We start from the raw sequence: 17,536 nt of genomic DNA on the forward strand, positions 1-17,536 counted from the left end.
TGTGCGCTTATTACTGATCGAGGATGACGTGGCGCTTGGCGAAGGCATCCACCAGGCGCTGGGTCGCGAAGGCTATACCGTCGACTGGCTGCAGGACGGCAGCAGCGCCTTGCACGCGCTGCTCAGCGAAACCTTTGACCTCGCGGTGCTCGACCTCGGCCTGCCGCGCATGGACGGGCTCGAGGTGCTGCGACGCTTGCGCGACAGCGGCTCGAACTTGCCGGTACTGATCCTCACCGCGCGGGACGCAACCGAGGATCGCATCGCCGGGCTCGACGCCGGCGCTGACGATTACCTGATCAAACCCTTTGATCTTGCGGAACTCAAGGCTCGCCTGCGGGCTTTGTTGCGGCGCAGTGCCGGTCGCGCTCAGGCGCTGATTGAACACGCCGGCATCTGCCTCAACCCCGGCACCCAGCAAGTCAGTTATCAGGGAGAACCGGTGGCCCTGACGCCCAAGGAATACCAACTGCTCCACGAATTGCTCTCGCCACCGGGCCGGGTCATGACCCGCGATCATCTGATGCAGTTGCTGTACGGCTGGAACGAAGAAGCTGAAAGCAACACCCTGGAAGTGCACATCCATCACCTGCGCAAGAAATTCTCCACCGACCTGATCCGCACTGTTCGAGGCGTCGGTTACCTGGTGGAGGAGCGTCGATGACGTCGATCCGTCGCCGTACGCTGACGTTGATTATCGGCCTGATGCTGGCCGGTCTGGCCGTGATCAGCGCACTCAACCTGCACGACAGCAATCACGAAATCGCCGAAGTCTACGACGCCCACCTCGCGCAAAACGCCCGCTTGCTGCAGGGTGTGATGCGCATGCCGATGGCGAGCAAGGAACACACCGAGTTGTACCAGGCGTTCAACAAGGCCTTGAGCGAAGCGGTACCGAGGGTCGACGGCCACCCTTATGAAAGCAAACTGGCGTTTCAGGTCTGGAATCAGCAGGACGAAGTGCTGGTGCACACCGCCAGCGCCCCCTCCTTCACCGCCCCCCCGTCGAAACCCGGGTTCAGTGATGTCGTGGACTTGAACAACCGCCACTGGCGCGCATTCCTGCTCGAAGACAAACAGAACCACCTGCGCATCTGGGTCGGCGAGCGCGACGACGTGCGTGCTGATCTGGTCGACCGGATCGTGCGGCACACCTTGTGGCCCAATATTCTGGGCAGCCTGATTCTGGCGGCCATGGTCTGGCTGGCCATCGGCTGGGGCCTCAAGCCGCTGGCGAATATGGCAGCGACATTACGGGCGCGGCACAGCGGTTCACTTGAACCGCTGCAATTGAACCCGTTGCCCAGCGAACTGGAACCGATGCAAGCAGCACTCAACCGCATGCTCGCGCAGATTCAGGAAGTGCTCGGTCGCGAGCGCCGCTTCATTGCCGACGCGGCCCATGAAATGCGTACGCCCCTGGCGGTGTTGCGGGTGCATGCGCAAAACCTGCTGGAGGCCGGCACCGAACAGGAACGTCGCGAATCACTGGAATTCCTGATCGCCGGTGTCGACCGAACCAGCCGTCTGGTGAATCAATTGCTGACCATGGCCCGTCTCGAGCCCAAAGCCGTTGCGCCGGTGCTGCATAGCATCGACCTGACCGAAACCGTACGCGACAGTCTGGTTCAGCTGACGCCGTGGCTGTTGAGTAAAAACCTCGAACTGGCCTTCGACGTCAACGATCAGCACTTGCCCGTGGTGGCCGACGCCGCCGCCATCGACATTGCCCTGAACAATCTGATCACCAATGCGGCGAATTTTTCACCTGTGCAGGGTGTTATCACCGTGCAACTGAGCCAGGCCGACGGGTTCTACAACCTTAGCGTTGAAGACCAGGGGCCAGGTATCGATGAAGCGGATCGCGGGCGATTGTTCGAACGTTTTTACAGCCGCGGCAATACTCAAGGCGCCGGGTTGGGCCTGACGATCGTCAACACCATCGCCACTCGGTTGGGTGGCCGAATCACCCTGGTCAATCGCCCGGAAGGCGGGTTGCGCGCCACCCTGTCGATCCCGGATGGACATCGATGACCACTGCGTTACCCTTGGAACACCATCTTTTGTAGGAGCGAGGCTTGCCCGCGAAGGCGGCCTTGAAATTGATACACGATTCAATGGCCCCTTCGCGGGCAAGCCTTGCTCCTACAAGGGATCGATGCCTGACAATAAATGTTGCTCGCGCTCACACATCTCCACCACGTAATCCCACAACACCCGCAGCCGCACGGACTTGTGCAGCTCGCGACGGGTGCTGATCCAGTAGCTGCGCTGGATGCTTTCATCCGGCAACAACGGCACCAGCTCTGGATCGGCACTGGCCATGTAGCACGGCAACACCGCGATCCCCAGGCCTGATCGCGCCGCCTGTTGCTGGGCGATGACGCTGGTGCTGTGGAAGACCACCTGCGGGTTGCGGCAGAAGCTGTTGAGGAACATCAGTTCCTGGCTGAACAACAAATCGTCGACGTAACCGATCCAGGCATGACGAGCGAGGTCTTCGCGGCTGCGCAGCGGTGGCGACCTGTCGAGATAAGCCTGGCTGGCATACAGCGCCAGTCGATAGTCGGTGAGCTTACGTGTGACCAACATGTCGGCGGACGGGCGCTCCAGATGGATACTGATCTCGGCTTCGCGGTTGAGGATGCTGACAAACCGTGGCACCGCCACCAGTTCCACTTCCAGCCCCGGATAGCGTTCGAACAGCCCGTTCATGCGACTGGCGAGGAACATGATGCCCAGCCCTTCCGTCACGCCGACGCGAATTTTGCCCAGCGGCGCTGTCGATTGGGTGATCTCTTCCTGAGCCAGCAGCGCGACGTTTTCCATCGCCTCGGCGTGTTTGAGCAACGCTTCGCCCGCCGGGGTCATCTCGTAGCCCTGGGCGTGCTGGACGAACAGCGCCGTGCCGAGGCTCTTTTCGATGGCCTCGATGTGCCGGGCCACCGTGGCATGGGTGGTGTTCAAACGGCGGGCGGCAGTGAGCAAACGCCCGCTACGTTGCAATTCGAGAAAAAACCGCAGGTCATTCCAGTCGAACATGAACCGTCCTTAGGGCTACGCTGTTTAAAAACGCACAGCGGCTGCGCAAAAACTAACATTCTTTTGACGAAAGCTAACAACTAGGATGACCGACAACAAGAACAACAATACGAGGTCAGGGATGCAGACTTCCCTTGATGAATTCGACTACATCGTGGTCGGGGCCGGGCCGGCCGGTTGTTTGCTGGCCAATCGGTTGTCGGCCAACCCGCAACATCACGTGCTGCTGCTTGAAGCCGGCGGCCGCGATAACTACGCGTGGATTCACATCCCCGTGGGTTACCTGTTCTGCATCGGCAACCCGCGCACCGACTGGTGCTTCAAGACCGAAGCGCAACCCGGCCTGCAAGGTCGCGCCCTGAGTTACCCGCGCGGCAAGGTGCTCGGCGGCTGTTCCTCGATCAACGGCATGATCTACATGCGCGGCCAGGCCCGCGACTACGATGGCTGGGCCGCCGACGGCAACCCCGGCTGGAGCTGGAACGACGTCCTGCCGCTGTTCAAGAAAAGCGAAAATCACTTTTCCGGCGACTCTGAATTCCACGGTGCCGCCGGCGAATGGCGGATCGAGCGTCAGCGCCTTTCATGGCCGATTCTCGATGCTTTTCGCAGTGCAGCCGAACAAAGCGGCATCGCCAGCATCGACGACTTCAACCAGGGCGACAACGAAGGTTGCGGCTACTTCCAGGTCAATCAGAAGGCCGGGATTCGCTGGAACGCGGCCAAGGCGTTTCTCAAACCGGTTCGTCACCGTCCCAACCTCACCGTGCTGACCGACGTCGAAGTCGACCGCGTCCTGCTTGAAAACGGCCGGGCTTCGACGGTCAGCACGCGCTGGCAAGGCCAGGCGAAAACGTTCAAGGCACGCAAGGAAATCATCCTTTGCGCAGGCGCCGTCGGTTCACCGACTATCCTGCAACGCTCCGGCATCGGCCCTCGCCCACTCCTGGAAAAACTGGGGATCGGCGTGGTCCATGAACTGCCCGGCGTGGGCGGCAATCTGCAGGACCACCTGCAACTGCGGCTGATCTACAAACTGGAAAACGCGCGGACCCTGAACCAGATCGCCGGCAGTGTCTGGGGCAAGATGGGCATGGGGTTGCGTTATCTGTACGACCGCAGCGGACCGCTGTCCATGGCGCCGAGTCAGCTCGGAGCGTTTGCCCGGTCAGGGCCGGAACAGACCTCGGCGAACCTCGAATACCACGTGCAACCCTTGTCGCTGGAGCGCTTCGGCGAACCGCTGCACGCCTTCCCTGCCTTCACCGCGTCGGTCTGCGATTTGCGTCCGCAAAGCCGTGGCCGAATCGACATTCGTTCGGCCGATCCGCAGGAATCTCCGCTGATTCAACCCAATTACCTGAGCCATCCGCAAGACTTGCGCGTCGCGGCCGACGCCATCCGCCTGACCCGGCGTATCGTTTCCGCGCCAGCGCTACAAGCGTTCAAACCGGTGGAATACCTGCCCGGTGACAGCCTGCAGAGCGAAGAAGAACTGCACGAAGCCGCCGCCCGCATCGGCACGACGATTTTCCATCCGGTCGGCACCTGCCGCATGGGCAACGACGCCGACGCGGTGGTCGATGCGCAGCTCAAGGTCCATGGCATCCCCGGCCTGCGCATCGCCGATGCGTCGATCATGCCGCGCATCACCTCGGGCAACACTTGTTCGCCTACGCTGATGATTGCCGAAAAAGCCGCGCAACTCATTCTGGAAGCACCCACAAGGAGTTTTGCACCTGACGAAAACGCACTGACCGCAGTCTCTTGAGCAAAGGAATAGCGGCACCCGCCCACAAGGCAGGCGCCGACAGTGGAACAACAAAAACAATCACTGTGAGGGATACCGATATGTCAGAACATGTACAGCCTCTGGAAATCACACGCAGCGTCGACGCGAGCCGCGACACCCGCAAAGTCATTTTCGCGTCGTCACTCGGGACGGTGTTCGAGTGGTACGACTTTTTCCTCTACGGCGCCCTCGCGGCGGTCATCAGCAAACAGTTTTTCGCCGGGGTCAACGACACCACCGCATTTATCTTTGCGCTGATGGCGTTTGCCGCCGGTTTCATCGTGCGGCCCTTCGGTGCGCTGGTGTTCGGTCGGTTGGGGGACATGATCGGGCGTAAATACACCTTCCTCGCCACCATCATCCTCATGGGTGTGGCGACGTTCTGCGTCGGGCTGCTACCCACCTACGCCAGCATCGGCATCGCCGCGCCGATCATTCTGGTGGTGCTGCGCATGCTTCAGGGCCTGGCCCTGGGCGGTGAATACGGCGGAGCTGCGACTTATGTCGCGGAACACGCGCCCATCGGCAAACGCGGTTTCCACACCAGCTGGATTCAATCCACTGCAACCCTCGGCTTGCTGCTGTCGTTGCTCGTGGTGCTGGGTTGCCGTTATTTCACCGGTGACCAGTTCGAAGTCTGGGGCTGGCGGATTCCGTTTCTGTTTTCGATCGTGCTGCTGGGCATCTCGACCTGGATTCGTCTGAGCCTGCACGAATCACCCGCGTTCGTGAAAATGAAAGAGGAAGGCAAGCTTTGCAAATCGCCACTGCGTGATTCCTTTGGCAAATGGGAAAACCTCAAAGTCGTGCTGATCGCGCTGTTCAGCATCAACGCCGGGCAAGCGGTGACGTTTTATGCGGCGCAGTTTTATGTGCTGTTCTTCCTCACCCAGTTCCTGAAAATGGACCCGGCACTGGCCAACAGTCTGTTGATCGTCAGCGTGATCATCGGTGCACCGTTCTTCATTTTCTTCGGTTGGCTGTCGGACAAGGTCGGGCGCAAACCGGTGTTGATGATCGGCCTGTTACTGGCCACCGCGCTGTACTTCCCGATCTTCAAGTCCATCGCTCACTACGCCAACCCGGCCATCGACCAGGCCAGCCGCCAGGCGCCGATCACCGTGCTGGCCGACCCGGCCACCTGCACGTTCCAGTTCGATCCGGTGGGCAAGGCGAAATTTGACAGCCCGTGCGACAAGGTCAAAACCTTCCTGGTGAAACAGGGTTTGCCCTACATCAGCCAGGCGGCACCTGCCGGCAGCGGTGTGCAGGTCAGCGTCGGTGACGTGAAAATCAATGGTTACGATGAAGCGGCCCTGCGCGGCGCGGTGACATTGGCGGGGTATCCGTCACAAGCCGATACGCAACAGGTCAACAAGCCGATGATCGTGGCGCTGATGGTGGTGCTGATCATCATTTCCGCCATGTGCTATGGCCCGCTGGCGGCACTGATGGTCGAACTGTTCCCGACGCGCATCCGCTATACCTCGATGTCCCTGCCTTATCACATCGGTAACGGCTGGTTCGGCGGGTTTCTGCCGACGGTGTCGTTTGCATTGGTGGTGTATACCGGGGACATTTTCTACGGGCTTTGGTACCCGGTGGTGATTACTGCGGTGAGCCTGGTGGTGGGGATGATCTGTTTGCGTGAGACGAAGAATGTGGATCTGGATACCAACTGACATCCGCCAAGCGATTGGGGGGGTATATCCGTTTCTGCGGTAACGGCTGATATTGGTTCCGCCCTTACGGCGGGTTACTTTGGCGCTTTTCCAAAGTGACTCGCCGTAAGGGCGAAACCATTAGCGGCCGTTACCGCAACAACGGATATGTACACCATCAAAACCTATGTCGCCCAACACACAGCCATCGCTGGCAAGCCAGCTCCCACAGGGTACTGGGCTCATCCGCAAGAACGGGTCGCCTGACACACCGCTATCGCGAGCAGGCTCGCTCCCACAGGAGGTGCGAAGACCATCCGCGAAATCAAACCACTATCCATTTCCTCAAGTGAACAGAATTACCGCAAACGCGATCCGTTTTCGCTACTCTGACCCGATGCACCCATCGCCCCGCCATTCACCCGACCGAGGCACCATGATCATTTCATCCGCATCCGACTACCGCGAGGCAGCCCGCCGCAAACTCCCCCGCTTCCTGTTCGATTACATCGACGGCGGCGCTTATGCCGAGCACACCCTGAGGGCCAACAGCGCCGACCTGACAGGCATCAGCCTGCGTCAGCGCATTCTGAAAAACGTCGAAACCCTGAGCCTTGAAACCACCCTCTTCGACCAGCCCCTTGCAATGCCAATCATCCTCGCGCCAGTCGGCCTGACAGGCATGTTCGCCCGTCGTGGCGAAGCGCAAGCGGTCAAAGCCGCACAAAACAAAGGCATCCCCCTGTGCCTGTCAACGGTCTCAGTGTGCTCGATCGAGGAAGTAGCGACCCAAACCCAACAATCCATCTGGTTTCAGCTGTATGTGCTGAAAGACAGAGGTTTCATGAAAAATGCCCTGGAGCGGGCCAGGGCCGCCGGGGTGAAAAACCTGGTGTTCACCGTCGACATGCCCACGCCCGGCGCGCGCTACCGGGACGCACACTCGGGCATGTCCGGACCTTTTGCGTCTTCGCGAAGAATCCTGCAGGCCATGACCCGACCCGACTGGGCCTTCAACGTCGGCGTCATGGGGCGCCCGCACGACCTGGGCAACATCTCGAAGTACCTCGGCAAAGCCGTCACCCTCGAAGACTACATGGGCTGGCTGGCCAACAACTTCGACCCGTCGATCAGCTGGAGCGACCTGGAGTGGATTCGGGATTTCTGGCAAGGCCCTATGATCATCAAAGGCATCCTCGACCCTCAGGATGCGCGGGACGCGGTCAGCTTTGGCGCGGACGGCATTGTGGTGTCGAACCATGGCGGGCGACAGCTGGACGGCGTGCTGTCCACCACCAAGGCATTACCGCCGATCATGCAAGCGGTGGGCAATGACCTGACGGTGCTGGTCGACTCGGGGATCCGCTCGGGGCTCGATGTCGTGCGGATGCTGGCGCTGGGCGCGAAAGGTGTACTGCTGGGGCGTTCCATGGCGTACGCGCTGGCCGCCGACGGTCAACGCGGGGTGGAAAACATGCTGGATATTTTCGCCAAAGAGATGCGCGTGGCGATGACGTTGACCGGGGTGACGTCGATTGGTCAGATTGATGAATCCACGCTGGTGCAGGCGGTTCGTGAACTGAAAACCTGATTGTAAAAACGCCCTGTCAATGCAGGGCGTTTTCAATCACTCGACGTCTTTGAGAAGCTCGAACGTTACTTGATCGGGATAGAACGCCACGTAATTTTTAATCTGTTCTACCGACACTTTGGGGTCTTCATAGCTCCATACCGCATTGGCACCCTCATGCCCCGGAATCTGCAGGCTGAAATAGCTCGCGTCGCCCTTGTAAGGGCAATAGCTCGTGTGATCGGTGCGGGCAAAATACTGCTCGGCGATGTCCTCCCGCGGGACGTAATACACCGGAGGATAATTGGCCTCCAGCAGCACCAGCGCGCGCGTGGACGCGGCCACCTGAATACCGTGAAACTTCACCAGCAGGCAGCCGGGCTGCTCGGCGATGGTGATGACAGGACTGGGACCGGAGCTTTTCATAAAATGCGTTCCTCGGGACGATGGTAAACCTGTGGGAGCGTGCGATGCGGCGATTCGACTTGCCCGCGACGTGTCGCGCAGCGGCCCCAACACTTGAGAACACAACTCTGTCATGTATAACCCAGATTTCGTCATCACGACGCCTTCACAGCCGAACGGGGGGAACCATGACGGTTATCCGTCTGTAGACCCTAATAGACCAACGGCTCAACTGCGCCGAAATATCGTCTACGATCAATAGCACCGTTGACATCCCTGCTTCGCAGTCAGGTCGTCGTGGTGTGGGGGTTCGAGTCTCAGAAACCTGAGGGTCACCAACATGCCGGCCAGTCGATTCTCCCTCGATCAAACGATCATCACCCTCGATGCACGCCCGGATCGCCTCGATCTGCGTGATCGCCTGTTCACTCCACGAATCCAGTCGCTACCGCCCTCCTGGCCCGCCGACAAGGACATCGCCGCCGAACTCTCAGGGTATCTGGCCAGAGACATGGTGCTGTTCCAGGGCAGCGAGGGAGCCTGCACCGGGTTTGGCCTGGCGGCGGTGGTCAACTTTCTGTTGTGGCGACGGGACCGCGCGTCCACCAAAACCAGCCCGCGCCAGCTCTATCACCTGGCCAAGCTGTATGACGAATGGCCGGGCGAGGATTACTCGGGTTCGAGCTGCCGGGGCGCTTTGAAGGGCTGGCACAAACATGGCGTCTGCGCGCAGAAATTGTGGCCCTACACCGTCAAGCCTGATGGTTCGGTCCCGGCGTTCGAGGCACCCGCCGAGAATTGGGCCGCCGATGCCGTGACCCGGCCGCTGGGGGTTTACTACCGCGTCGAGAAGGACGATGTCACCGCGATGATGGCGGCGCTGTATGAAGCCGGTGCGCTTTACGTCTCGGCCAATGTGCATCAAGGCTGGGCGCTGATGCGACCCAAAGGCAGAAAAAGCCCGGTGGCGGCGTTCGAAAGCATGTCGCAACTGCCCGTGATCAAGTGGTCGGCAAACAATCAGGGCGGTCATGCCTTTGCCTTGATCGGCTACACCCGTCAGGGCTTCATCGTGCAGAACTCCTGGTCCACCGACTGGGGATTTTCGGGCTTCGCCATCCTGACGTTCGAAGACTGGCTGGCCAACGGCACCGATGCCTGGACCGTGGCCCTCGGCGTACCGATCGAACATGGCGGGCTCTCCCAAAACTCGCGCACGTCACGCGCCAGGGCCGATGTGCAATCACCGTTTCGCAACGCTTTGTCGAGCTCCATCGCCAAGCGTGAAGGCTTTTCGTTATTCACCGCCAGCGCCCGCGATTCAGAACGCAAAGGGCCCGCACTGTTGACCAAGGATCAGGCGTACGGCCTGACCATCGTCATGGAAAACAACGGCAGCATCGGCCCCCGGCTGACGGACGTGGAAAACGTCCGGGCGGGGGTCAAGCGGATCGTCTACGAAGCGCCTCGCGCCTGGTACGACAAGCTGCCTGCGTCCAGCAAACCCTCTGTTTTACGCATCGCCATTGTGGCCCATGGCGGGCTCAACTCCGAACAGGACTCCATCAACCGGATTTGCGCCATGGCACCCTACTTCCTCGAAAACGGTATTTATCCACTGTTCGTGACCTGGCGCACCGGAGCGCTGGAAACACTGGCGGACATCATTCAGGACACCCTGCCCGGCGTGTTCGAGGCCGGCGGCGTCAGCGACGTGTTGAAACTGATCAAGGACAAAACCGTAGAAGGCCTTGATCGCACGGTCGAGCTGGCGACCAAGAAACTGGGTGGCGATCAGTGGAGCCAGATGAAACAGAACGCCGAAGCCGCTGCCGTTGCGGGTTTCACACCGCGGGGCCTGGTGGAAATGGCAGACAACCTGAAAAAACTGGTCGACGACCTGGGCCCGAAAAAAGTCGAGCTGCACCTGATCGGTCATTCTGCCGGCTCATTGATCAACGGCCACTTGATCCGCCTGTTGTGGGCCAGAAAGTTGCCGACCGAGACATCGACGCTGATGGCCCCGGCGTGCACCCTCGACTTTGCCAACCAGACCTACCGCAAAGTCATCGAAGACGGCGGGCTCAAGCGCAAGGACTTCCACATTTACCTGATGTCCGACCAGCGCGAACAGACGGACAACGTCATTGGCGCGTACCACAAATCGCTGTTGTACCTGGTTTCCCGGGCTTATGAGGAACTGCAGCGTATGCCGCTGCTGGGCATGGCCAGCAGCCTCGACGGGAACTGCCAGAACTTTAGCGCCCCCGATCTGGCGTTATGGAACATTGCCGCCCGGAACATGACCGAACAATGGAACCGCTTTTACTGGGGCAACAGCATTCCGACCGGTTTCGCCACAACCGGCCGTGGGCTGCCGGACGCGCTCGCGCAAACCCTGCACATCTTCAACGAGCCGAAGATGAACTACGGCGCGGGCGTGAAGGCGGACACTTCCCACGGTGGGTTCGACAATGACATCAACGTCATCACCAGCGTTTTGCTGACCATTCTTCGACTGACACCAGGCGCCAAACTCGCGCAGCCGGTGGTTAACCTGAACTACTGACCCTTGTTGCAATGAATCGAAATGCACGAGCTGTACATCCATACAGATAAAGATTGCTCCATCGCTCATCAGCCGCCATTCTGTGCACCTCCCGGCAGCTGATGAACGATGGTGGTTATGCGGTTGTACCTCTGTGAAAAACCTTCCCAGGCCAAAGACATTGCGGCCGTGCTCGGCGCCCGGCGTCGCGGCGACGGCTGCTGGCTGGGAACGGACGTCACGGTGACCTGGTGCATCGGCCATCTGCTGGAAACCGCGCCGCCGGATGCCTATGACGCGCGCTACAAGCGATGGGTGCTGGCAGATCTGCCGATCATTCCAGACAAATGGAAAATGACCGTCAAACCGCGCACCGCCAGTCAATACAAGGCCGTCAAACGCTTGCTCGGCGAGGCCGATGACCTGGTGATCGCCACTGATGCCGACCGTGAGGGCGAAATGATCGCCCGGGAGCTGGTGGAGCATTGCCGTTATCGCGGGCCGATCCAGCGGTTGTGGCTCTCGGCGCTGGACGATGCGTCGATCCGCAAGGCGTTGGCTGCGCTGAAGCCGGGAGCGGAGACGTTCAGCCTCTATCATTCGGCATTGGGACGTTCACGGGCCGACTGGCTGATCGGGATGAACATGAGCCGGTTGTTCACGTTGCTGGGGCGTCAGTCCGGTTATCAGGGCGTATTGCCGGTCGGCCGGGTGCAAACACCGACCCTGCGGCTGGTAGTGGATCGCGACCGCAGCATTGCCGATTTCGTCCCGGTGGCCTACTGGGCCATCGACGTGCAACTGCTGCACGATGGCACCGCGTTCACCGCACAGTGGCGCGCGGTTTCCGACGCTTGCGACGATCAGGATCGCTGCCTCAACCAGACGCTGGCGCAACAAGCGGCGGCGGCGATTTGCAGCGCGGCGAGTGCCCGGGTGATCAAGCTGCGCACCGAGCGGATGCGTGAAGTGGCACCGCTGCCCTTCGATCTGGGCACTTTGCAGGAAGTCTGCTCGAAGAAGCTTGGCCTCGGCGCTCAGGAAACGCTCGACATCGCCCAGGCGCTTTACGAAACCCACAAGGTCATTACCTATCCGCGCAGTGATTGTGGCTACCTGCCGGTCAGTCAACACAGTGAAGCGCCAGGTATTCTGGCGGCGTTGAAGCAGGCTGATCCCGCCCTCAACGCCTTGCAGGATTACCTGGAACCCCAGCGGCGCTCACGGGCATGGAACGATGCGAAAGTCAGCGCTCACCACGGCATCATCCCCACTGCCGCCGCGAAGAATCTTGATCGGCTGGCGGGCAAGCAGCGAGCGGTCTACACCCTGATCCGTGCGCGTTATCTGGCGCAGTTTCTGCCCAATCATGAATACGACCGGACCCAGGCCGACTTCGACTGTGCCGGTGAAGCCTTGCGTGCCGTCGGCAAGCAGATCATCGAGGCTGGCTGGAAGCGCGCCTTGCCCGAGGCCCTCGCACCAGTCAAGGGCCGCGAAGCGCCGGCGCCACAAACATTGCCGACATTGGCTGAAGGGCGTGAGTGCGCAGTAGCCGACGTGAAGCTAAAGGACCTCTGGACCCAACCGCCCAAACCGTTCACCGAAGGTGACCTGATCAAGGCGATGAAGAACGTCGCCAAACTGGTGGAAGACCCGCTGCTCAAGCAGAAACTCAAGGACACCACCGGGATTGGCACCGAAGCCACCCGCGCCTCGATCATCCAGGGCCTGCTCGACCGTGGTTACCTGATCAAGAACGGCAAGGCGCTGGCCGCGACGCCAGCCGCTTTCAGCCTGATCGATGCGGTGCCGCGCGCCATTGCCGATCCGGGCACCACGGCGATCTGGGAACAGGCGCTGGACATGGTGCAAAGCGGCGAAATGAGCCTGGAAGAGTTCGTCACCAAACAAGCCGCGTGGATGAGCAAGCAGGTTGCCCGCTGCGCCGGCCTCAGCCTGACCATCAACGGCCCGGCAAGCCCTGCCGGACGCGGCGCCGCACCGTGGAAAAACAAACGCAAACCGGCCAAGCGCAAACCCGGGAGCGCTAGCAAACGCGCAGCGAAACCGGCAAGCAAGGCGTGATCGAGCGATGGTCTACTGTTCATCAGATCCGCTGAGACAGGAGCGAGCCCGCATGCCCTCGATTGAACTGCACGCCGCACAGCGCGATGAACTGGAAACCATTGAAAACCTGATGCAGTTCTACCTGCACGACTTCAGTGAATGGCTACCGCTGAAAATCGGTGCGAATGGTTTCTTCAATATCCAGGACCAACAGGATTACTGGCGCAACCCTGCCACCCGCCCGTATCTGATCAAGGTCGACGGGGAACTGGCCGGTTTCGTGACCGTGGACGATCACACCCATCTTCCCGGTGCCGAGCACAACATTGGCTACCTGTTTGTCAGCCGCCGCTTTCGTGGCCAAGGTGTCGCGACGTTTGTCATTTCCACCCTCTTGAGCCAGCTCCCCGGTCAATGGCAGATTTTCCACATCGACGCCAATCAGTCCGCGCGTTTGTTCTGGGCGGGCGTGATAGACGATCTCACCAATGGCGCGTACACACGGCATCAACAGGCGGTGGACGATTTTCCCTGCACCTTTTACCGCTTCCAAAGCTTGCCGCCATCGTCCTGAGTGGCCCTTTCCGGTTCCTCTTCTTCATTCCAAACAGCTTTGTCCGACAATATGTAGTGCTTGAAAATAATCACTACAAAACCGTTGACGCCTCCGATTTGCCCTTGCATGATGCAGACATCTCCCCGATCGGGAGTACGGCAACATGTTTGAGCAAGCTCGTCTGACCGCCGAGCTGTTTTTCCCGGATACACGCTGCCCACAAGGCAGATTGAAGAAGCTGACCTGGCCCGAACGTCCAGTACAAGGACGAGAAGCGCTGGCGATCAATCCTCAAGAAGCTTGTGGCCGACCCTGAAAACGTCGGTAGTGGCCTGAAGGTTTTCGCTGCTTCTCTTCGTTGTGACGCTATTGCGTAGCAGTTATTCAACACGACTACATGCAACAGACGCGGAACCCCGTCATTTCGGCGGCCGACCGCTGACGTCCTGGTTTCGGTGCCAGGGATCAACTAACCGATGGGCTACCTGTATTAGCGAATCAACTTTGAAAGATCACCAAATGGTCAAGGGGCTTTATTATGAATCTGAACAATCAACCCACCATCGATGAACTGGCTCGTATGTTCGCTGTGCAAAAAGACAGCCATGACAGCCATATCCTGTGGATCAGCAAGTCGGGCCAGGTGCATATCGACTGCCTGTCGCCGCATGCCCATGAAGCCGAGTTCGACCAGAACAACCAGAACCTGCTGGCCCGACTGAAGATGTACCGTCGCGGCCAGGGCTATGTCGGCAAAAAAGCCGCAGCCGACAAGGACTTCATCGGTAATGTTCTGCAAACGCTGAAACAGGCCTGGGCCTCGATGCAGAACCAGAATGAAGTTCGGGTGATTGACCGGTTCTACTGATAATCCAACACTTTAAAAAGGCCCCGCTCGAATGATCGAGCGGGGCCTTTTTGTTTATCTCCACTGAGCGAAACAAAGCTATCGTTAAGCGTATCCGCTGTTGGTCTCTGGAGACTTGCGATGAAAATCAACCTGAAATTCCTGCTGTTGCTGCTGATGACGAGTGCTGCTCAGGCAAACAGCGTCACGGGTGTCCCGTCATTCGCGGTGGAGTGCCCCGGCAAGTTCCTCGTCCAGGCGGATCAGGACGGGCCGGTGATGATCAACAATAAGGAAGCCGATACCAAAGCCATCAACGATCGCCACTTCGAAGCCAAGGGCTCCGGTATCACGCTGTCCATCGTCCTGGCCGATGACGACTCGGTGGCCGTGACCTCCACCGGCAAGGCTCCCAATGGTGTGTGCCAGTCAGTCGATGATTGACGTCGGCGACTCGGCTGTTCCCAATACCAGATCCATAAAGGCTACCGACGCCGCACTGTGATAATTGTTTTTACGTCGCAACAGCGCAGCCCCACGCTTGGGAGCCTCACCCTGCAAAGGAATCCTGTGCAACACGCGCTCCTGAGTAGCGATGGCCTCCGGAAGGATGGTGGCGATGGCCGCGTGCCGGATGACTTCCAGCAACGTGCTCACCGAGCTCACCTCGATCACCACTTTTGGCGTGATCCGCTCCCGGGCGAAGTACTCATCGATACGGGTGCGGGTGACAAAGTCCTGCGCCAGTAACGCAAACTCCAACTGCGCCACCGCTTCGGCGGTTAGCGCGACACGGCTTTCGTACAACGGATGATTGCGCCCCACCATCACCCCCAGCGTCTCGGTAAAGGCCGGGATCGTCTCGATGTCGGCGTTCCTGACCTCATCAAACGCAATGGCGATATCCAGTGAGTCATCCAGCAGCCCGGCCTCGATGTCGCTCATCGACAGCTCGAAAATCTGCAGGTGGATGTTCGGATACCGCGCCACGTGGTCGCGCACCAACGGCCCGACCAGATACGCCATGAAGGTCGGTGTCATCGCCAGCCGCAACGCCCCGCGGGACAAATCCTTCACGTCATGAAGTGCCCGTTTGCCCGCCTCCAGTTCCACCAGCACCCGCCTTGCGCATTCGATGTAGGCCTCGCCCGCGTCAGTCGGTTTGACCGTGCGCGAGGTGCGGTCGAACAGGCTCACTCCCAGGGTTTCTTCCAGTTGGCGGATCTGCTGCGACAAGGTCGGCTGCGACACGTGCAGCGCCTCGGCAGCACGGGTGAAAACGCCGTGGTCGGCGACCGCCAGCAAATAACGCAAATGTCGGAGCAACATCAGGGTTCAACCTATAGGCAGGACTTATGCATAGCATTGTATATCGGTCTTGGACGCTATGAATCAATCGGCAGAAGATAGCTTCACACCCAAGCAACACCACGCCGACAGGAGAAACCCCATGCAACAGTCCCACGCTTACAACGACCCGAGTCTGGCCCTGACCACGTCGATCCTCGACGCCAAGGCGCGCAAAAACCTGTCCTGGCAGGACCTGACCGACGGCACCGGCCTCGGCCTGGCCTACGTCACCGCCGCCCTGCTCGGTCAGCATCCACTGCCGGAAGCCGCCGCCAAAGTGATTGGCGAAAAACTCGACCTGGACGCCGACGCCGTGGCCCGCCTGCAGATCATCCCGCTGCGCGGCAGCCTTTCGGGTGTCCCGACCGACCCGACCATCTATCGCTTCTACGAGATGATCCAGATTTACGGCACCACCTTGAAAGCCCTGGTTCATGAGCAATTCGGCGACGGCATCATCAGCGCGATCAACTTCAAGCTCGACATGAAGAAAGTCGAAGACCCGGAAGGCGGCTCCCGCGCAGTAATCACCCTGGACGGCAAATTCCTGCCACTGCGTCCTTTCTAAGTGGATACCGGCCCGCACAGAGGTGCGGGCCAAACCCGACTCACCCATGAGGACATCGCAATGAAAACGCTGATCGAAGGTTTTTTGAAGTTCCAGAAGGAAGCCTTTCCGCAACGCACTGACCTGTTCAAACACCTGGCCACCACGCAACACCCCGGCACGCTGTTCATCACCTGTTCCGACAGCCGTGTCGTGCCGGAACTGCTGACCCAGCAAGAACCCGGCGAACTGTTCGTGATCCGTAACGCCGGCAACATCGTGCCCTCCTACAGCCCGCATCCGGGCGGTGTATCGGCCACGGTCGAATACGCGGTGGCCGTGCTGGGCGTCACCGACATCGTGATCTGCGGCCATTCGGACTGCGGCGCCATGACCGCCGTCGCCTCGTGCAAATGCATGGACCACCTGCCCGCCGTCAGCGGCTGGTTGCAACACGCCGAGTCGGCGAAAGTGATCAATGAATCGCGCCCTCATGCCAACGATGCGGCGAAAGTGAGTTCGATGGTGCGGGAAAACGTCATCGCCCAACTGGCCAACATCCAGACTCATCCGAGTGTGCGGCTGGCTCAGGAAAAAGGCCTGCTGAACCTGCATGGCTGGGTCTACGACATTGAAACCGGTTCGGTCGATGCGCTGGACGCCAACAGCCGCACGTTCGTGTCGCTAGTAGAACACCCGAGCACCTGCGCCGTGCACAGCAACGCGATGGAAGCGGCTTGATCCATGTCGGCACCCGATGCAGCGCCCCCGGTTCACGGGAGCGCTGAATCCAGATTTATTTGTCGTCCGGCTTACCTGACGATGATGGCCGGATCTCCGAGTTTTCCTCGGCGTCTGGCGGTGTTGGAACGCTTCCGGGCGTGAACACGTGAGTCACCAATTCCCTGGCATCGATTTCATTGACACCATGAACCGTGCGGGCCAGCGCAACGACCTGCTCACACTGTTTATGGGTATTGACGCGACCACTCAACACTACCGTTCCTGCAAGTGTTTTGACATGGACTTGCAAACTGAGGGCAGGATCGGCCAGCGTCAGGGCTGACTTCACCCGAGCGGTCAGCCACGCGTCGTGCGCGATTATTCCCAGTTGATGAGAGTAATGATCTAAGGAATGATTTTTCATG

General features: G+C 59.8%; 17 protein-coding genes. 13 read left to right on the forward strand and 4 right to left on the reverse strand.

The genetic code is table 11. The annotated features are described in order from the left end of the window. Position 1 precedes the first annotated feature (1 nt). Together KJF94_RS12980 and KJF94_RS12985 are read left to right on the forward strand one after the other, a co-directional pair. Positions 2 to 664, forward strand: a complete 663-nt coding sequence (locus tag KJF94_RS12980; protein WP_214383966.1) for a response regulator — start codon at positions 2 to 4, stop codon at positions 662 to 664. Further along, entirely contained in the window at positions 661 to 2,034 is a 1,374-nt protein-coding gene (locus KJF94_RS12985) for an ATP-binding protein (RefSeq protein WP_214383968.1), read from the forward strand. The genes KJF94_RS12980 and KJF94_RS12985 overlap by 4 nt, the downstream gene beginning before the upstream one ends. Positions 2,035 to 2,145: 111 nt before the next feature. Here KJF94_RS12985 and KJF94_RS12990 read toward each other — a convergent pair whose 3' ends face one another. Then, positions 2,146 to 3,042: a LysR family transcriptional regulator gene (locus KJF94_RS12990; protein ID WP_214383970.1), complete on the reverse strand. Its 897-nt coding sequence runs from the start codon at positions 3,040 to 3,042 to the stop codon at positions 2,146 to 2,148. 121 nt (positions 3,043 to 3,163) lie between these two features. Here KJF94_RS12990 and KJF94_RS12995 point away from each other — a divergent pair, with 121 nt between their 5' ends. The 3 genes from KJF94_RS12995 (at position 3,164) to lldD (ending at position 8,086) form a co-directional block, all read left to right on the forward strand. Continuing rightward, positions 3,164 to 4,813, forward strand: a complete 1,650-nt coding sequence (locus KJF94_RS12995) for a GMC family oxidoreductase (protein WP_214383972.1) — start codon at positions 3,164 to 3,166, stop codon at positions 4,811 to 4,813. A gap of 80 nt (positions 4,814 to 4,893) precedes the next feature. Next, positions 4,894 to 6,516, forward strand: a complete 1,623-nt coding sequence (locus tag KJF94_RS13000; protein ID WP_214383974.1) for an MFS transporter — start codon at positions 4,894 to 4,896, stop codon at positions 6,514 to 6,516. Positions 6,517 to 6,931: 415 nt separating this feature from the next. After that, positions 6,932 to 8,086 carry an FMN-dependent L-lactate dehydrogenase LldD gene (gene lldD / locus KJF94_RS13005; RefSeq protein WP_214383976.1) on the forward strand — a complete coding sequence of 385 codons (1,155 nt, stop codon included), beginning with the start codon at positions 6,932 to 6,934 and terminating at the stop codon, positions 8,084 to 8,086. Between the two features lie 36 nt (positions 8,087 to 8,122). On the opposite strand, the gene KJF94_RS13010 is transcribed toward lldD, so the two are convergent. Continuing rightward, positions 8,123 to 8,491: a DUF427 domain-containing protein gene (locus tag KJF94_RS13010; protein ID WP_214383978.1), complete on the reverse strand. Its 369-nt coding sequence runs from the start codon at positions 8,489 to 8,491 to the stop codon at positions 8,123 to 8,125. A gap of 319 nt (positions 8,492 to 8,810) precedes the next feature. Here KJF94_RS13010 and KJF94_RS13015 point away from each other — a divergent pair, with 319 nt between their 5' ends. The 6 genes from KJF94_RS13015 to KJF94_RS13040 all read left to right on the forward strand — a co-directional run bounded on the left by KJF94_RS13015 (position 8,811) and on the right by KJF94_RS13040 (position 14,935). Beyond that, entirely contained in the window at positions 8,811 to 11,039 is a 2,229-nt protein-coding gene (locus KJF94_RS13015; protein ID WP_214383980.1) for a C1 family peptidase, read from the forward strand. 117 nt (positions 11,040 to 11,156) lie between these two features. After that, positions 11,157 to 13,106, forward strand: coding sequence for a DNA topoisomerase III (locus KJF94_RS13020; protein WP_214383982.1), 1,950 nt, complete (start codon positions 11,157 to 11,159; stop codon positions 13,104 to 13,106). Positions 13,107 to 13,158: 52 nt separating this feature from the next. Further along, positions 13,159 to 13,662: a GNAT family N-acetyltransferase gene (locus KJF94_RS13025; protein WP_214383984.1), complete on the forward strand. Its 504-nt coding sequence runs from the start codon at positions 13,159 to 13,161 to the stop codon at positions 13,660 to 13,662. A gap of 145 nt (positions 13,663 to 13,807) precedes the next feature. Next, positions 13,808 to 13,960, forward strand: coding sequence for a hypothetical protein (locus KJF94_RS13030; protein ID WP_161807478.1), 153 nt, complete (start codon positions 13,808 to 13,810; stop codon positions 13,958 to 13,960). A gap of 222 nt (positions 13,961 to 14,182) precedes the next feature. Next, positions 14,183 to 14,512: a hypothetical protein gene (locus tag KJF94_RS13035; protein ID WP_214383986.1), complete on the forward strand. Its 330-nt coding sequence runs from the start codon at positions 14,183 to 14,185 to the stop codon at positions 14,510 to 14,512. Positions 14,513 to 14,632: 120 nt separating this feature from the next. Then, complete coding sequence (locus KJF94_RS13040; protein WP_214383988.1) at positions 14,633 to 14,935, forward strand: hypothetical protein; 303 nt, start codon at positions 14,633 to 14,635, stop codon at positions 14,933 to 14,935. On the opposite strand, the gene cynR is transcribed toward KJF94_RS13040, so the two are convergent. Further along, positions 14,921 to 15,820 (reverse strand): transcriptional regulator CynR, encoded by a 900-nt coding sequence (cynR, locus tag KJF94_RS13045; protein ID WP_214383990.1) that lies wholly within the window; start codon positions 15,818 to 15,820, stop codon positions 14,921 to 14,923. The genes KJF94_RS13040 and cynR overlap by 15 nt on opposite strands. A gap of 121 nt (positions 15,821 to 15,941) precedes the next feature. Here cynR and cynS point away from each other — a divergent pair, with 121 nt between their 5' ends. Beyond that, complete coding sequence (gene cynS / locus KJF94_RS13050; protein ID WP_214383992.1) at positions 15,942 to 16,409, forward strand: cyanase; 468 nt, start codon at positions 15,942 to 15,944, stop codon at positions 16,407 to 16,409. Between the two features lie 60 nt (positions 16,410 to 16,469). After that, entirely contained in the window at positions 16,470 to 17,129 is a 660-nt protein-coding gene (locus KJF94_RS13055) for a carbonic anhydrase (RefSeq protein WP_214383994.1), read from the forward strand. Positions 17,130 to 17,184: 55 nt separating this feature from the next. Here the strand turns inward: KJF94_RS13055 and KJF94_RS13060 are convergent, their stop codons facing one another. Next, positions 17,185 to 17,535 (reverse strand): BON domain-containing protein, encoded by a 351-nt coding sequence (locus KJF94_RS13060; protein ID WP_214383996.1) that lies wholly within the window; start codon positions 17,533 to 17,535, stop codon positions 17,185 to 17,187. Position 17,536: the final 1 nt, after the last annotated feature.

Source organism: Pseudomonas hormoni (genome assembly GCF_018502625.1).
Lineage (GTDB): Bacteria > Pseudomonadota > Gammaproteobacteria > Pseudomonadales > Pseudomonadaceae > Aquipseudomonas > Aquipseudomonas hormoni.

What these genes read in the sequence shown, in the direction of transcription:
- KJF94_RS13055 (WP_214383994.1), top strand. Translation starts at nt 16,470, where the DNA reads ATGAAAACGCTGATCGAAGGTTTTTTGAAGTTCCAGAAGGAAGCCTTT.
- cynR (WP_214383990.1), bottom strand. Translation starts at nt 15,820, where the DNA reads ATGTTGCTCCGACATTTGCGTTATTTGCTGGCGGTCGCCGACCACGGC.
- KJF94_RS13025 (WP_214383984.1), top strand. Translation starts at nt 13,159, where the DNA reads ATGCCCTCGATTGAACTGCACGCCGCACAGCGCGATGAACTGGAAACC.
- KJF94_RS13040 (WP_214383988.1), top strand. Translation starts at nt 14,633, where the DNA reads ATGAAAATCAACCTGAAATTCCTGCTGTTGCTGCTGATGACGAGTGCT.
- KJF94_RS12985 (WP_214383968.1), top strand. Translation starts at nt 661, where the DNA reads ATGACGTCGATCCGTCGCCGTACGCTGACGTTGATTATCGGCCTGATG.
- KJF94_RS12995 (WP_214383972.1), top strand. Translation starts at nt 3,164, where the DNA reads ATGCAGACTTCCCTTGATGAATTCGACTACATCGTGGTCGGGGCCGGG.
- KJF94_RS13000 (WP_214383974.1), top strand. Translation starts at nt 4,894, where the DNA reads ATGTCAGAACATGTACAGCCTCTGGAAATCACACGCAGCGTCGACGCG.
- cynS (WP_214383992.1), top strand. Translation starts at nt 15,942, where the DNA reads ATGCAACAGTCCCACGCTTACAACGACCCGAGTCTGGCCCTGACCACG.
- KJF94_RS13060 (WP_214383996.1), bottom strand. Translation starts at nt 17,535, where the DNA reads ATGAAAAATCATTCCTTAGATCATTACTCTCATCAACTGGGAATAATC.
- KJF94_RS13015 (WP_214383980.1), top strand. Translation starts at nt 8,811, where the DNA reads ATGCCGGCCAGTCGATTCTCCCTCGATCAAACGATCATCACCCTCGAT.
- KJF94_RS13035 (WP_214383986.1), top strand. Translation starts at nt 14,183, where the DNA reads ATGAATCTGAACAATCAACCCACCATCGATGAACTGGCTCGTATGTTC.
- KJF94_RS13010 (WP_214383978.1), bottom strand. Translation starts at nt 8,491, where the DNA reads ATGAAAAGCTCCGGTCCCAGTCCTGTCATCACCATCGCCGAGCAGCCC.
- KJF94_RS13030 (WP_161807478.1), top strand. Translation starts at nt 13,808, where the DNA reads ATGTTTGAGCAAGCTCGTCTGACCGCCGAGCTGTTTTTCCCGGATACA.
- lldD (WP_214383976.1), top strand. Translation starts at nt 6,932, where the DNA reads ATGATCATTTCATCCGCATCCGACTACCGCGAGGCAGCCCGCCGCAAA.
- KJF94_RS13020 (WP_214383982.1), top strand. Translation starts at nt 11,157, where the DNA reads ATGCGGTTGTACCTCTGTGAAAAACCTTCCCAGGCCAAAGACATTGCG.
- KJF94_RS12990 (WP_214383970.1), bottom strand. Translation starts at nt 3,042, where the DNA reads ATGTTCGACTGGAATGACCTGCGGTTTTTTCTCGAATTGCAACGTAGC.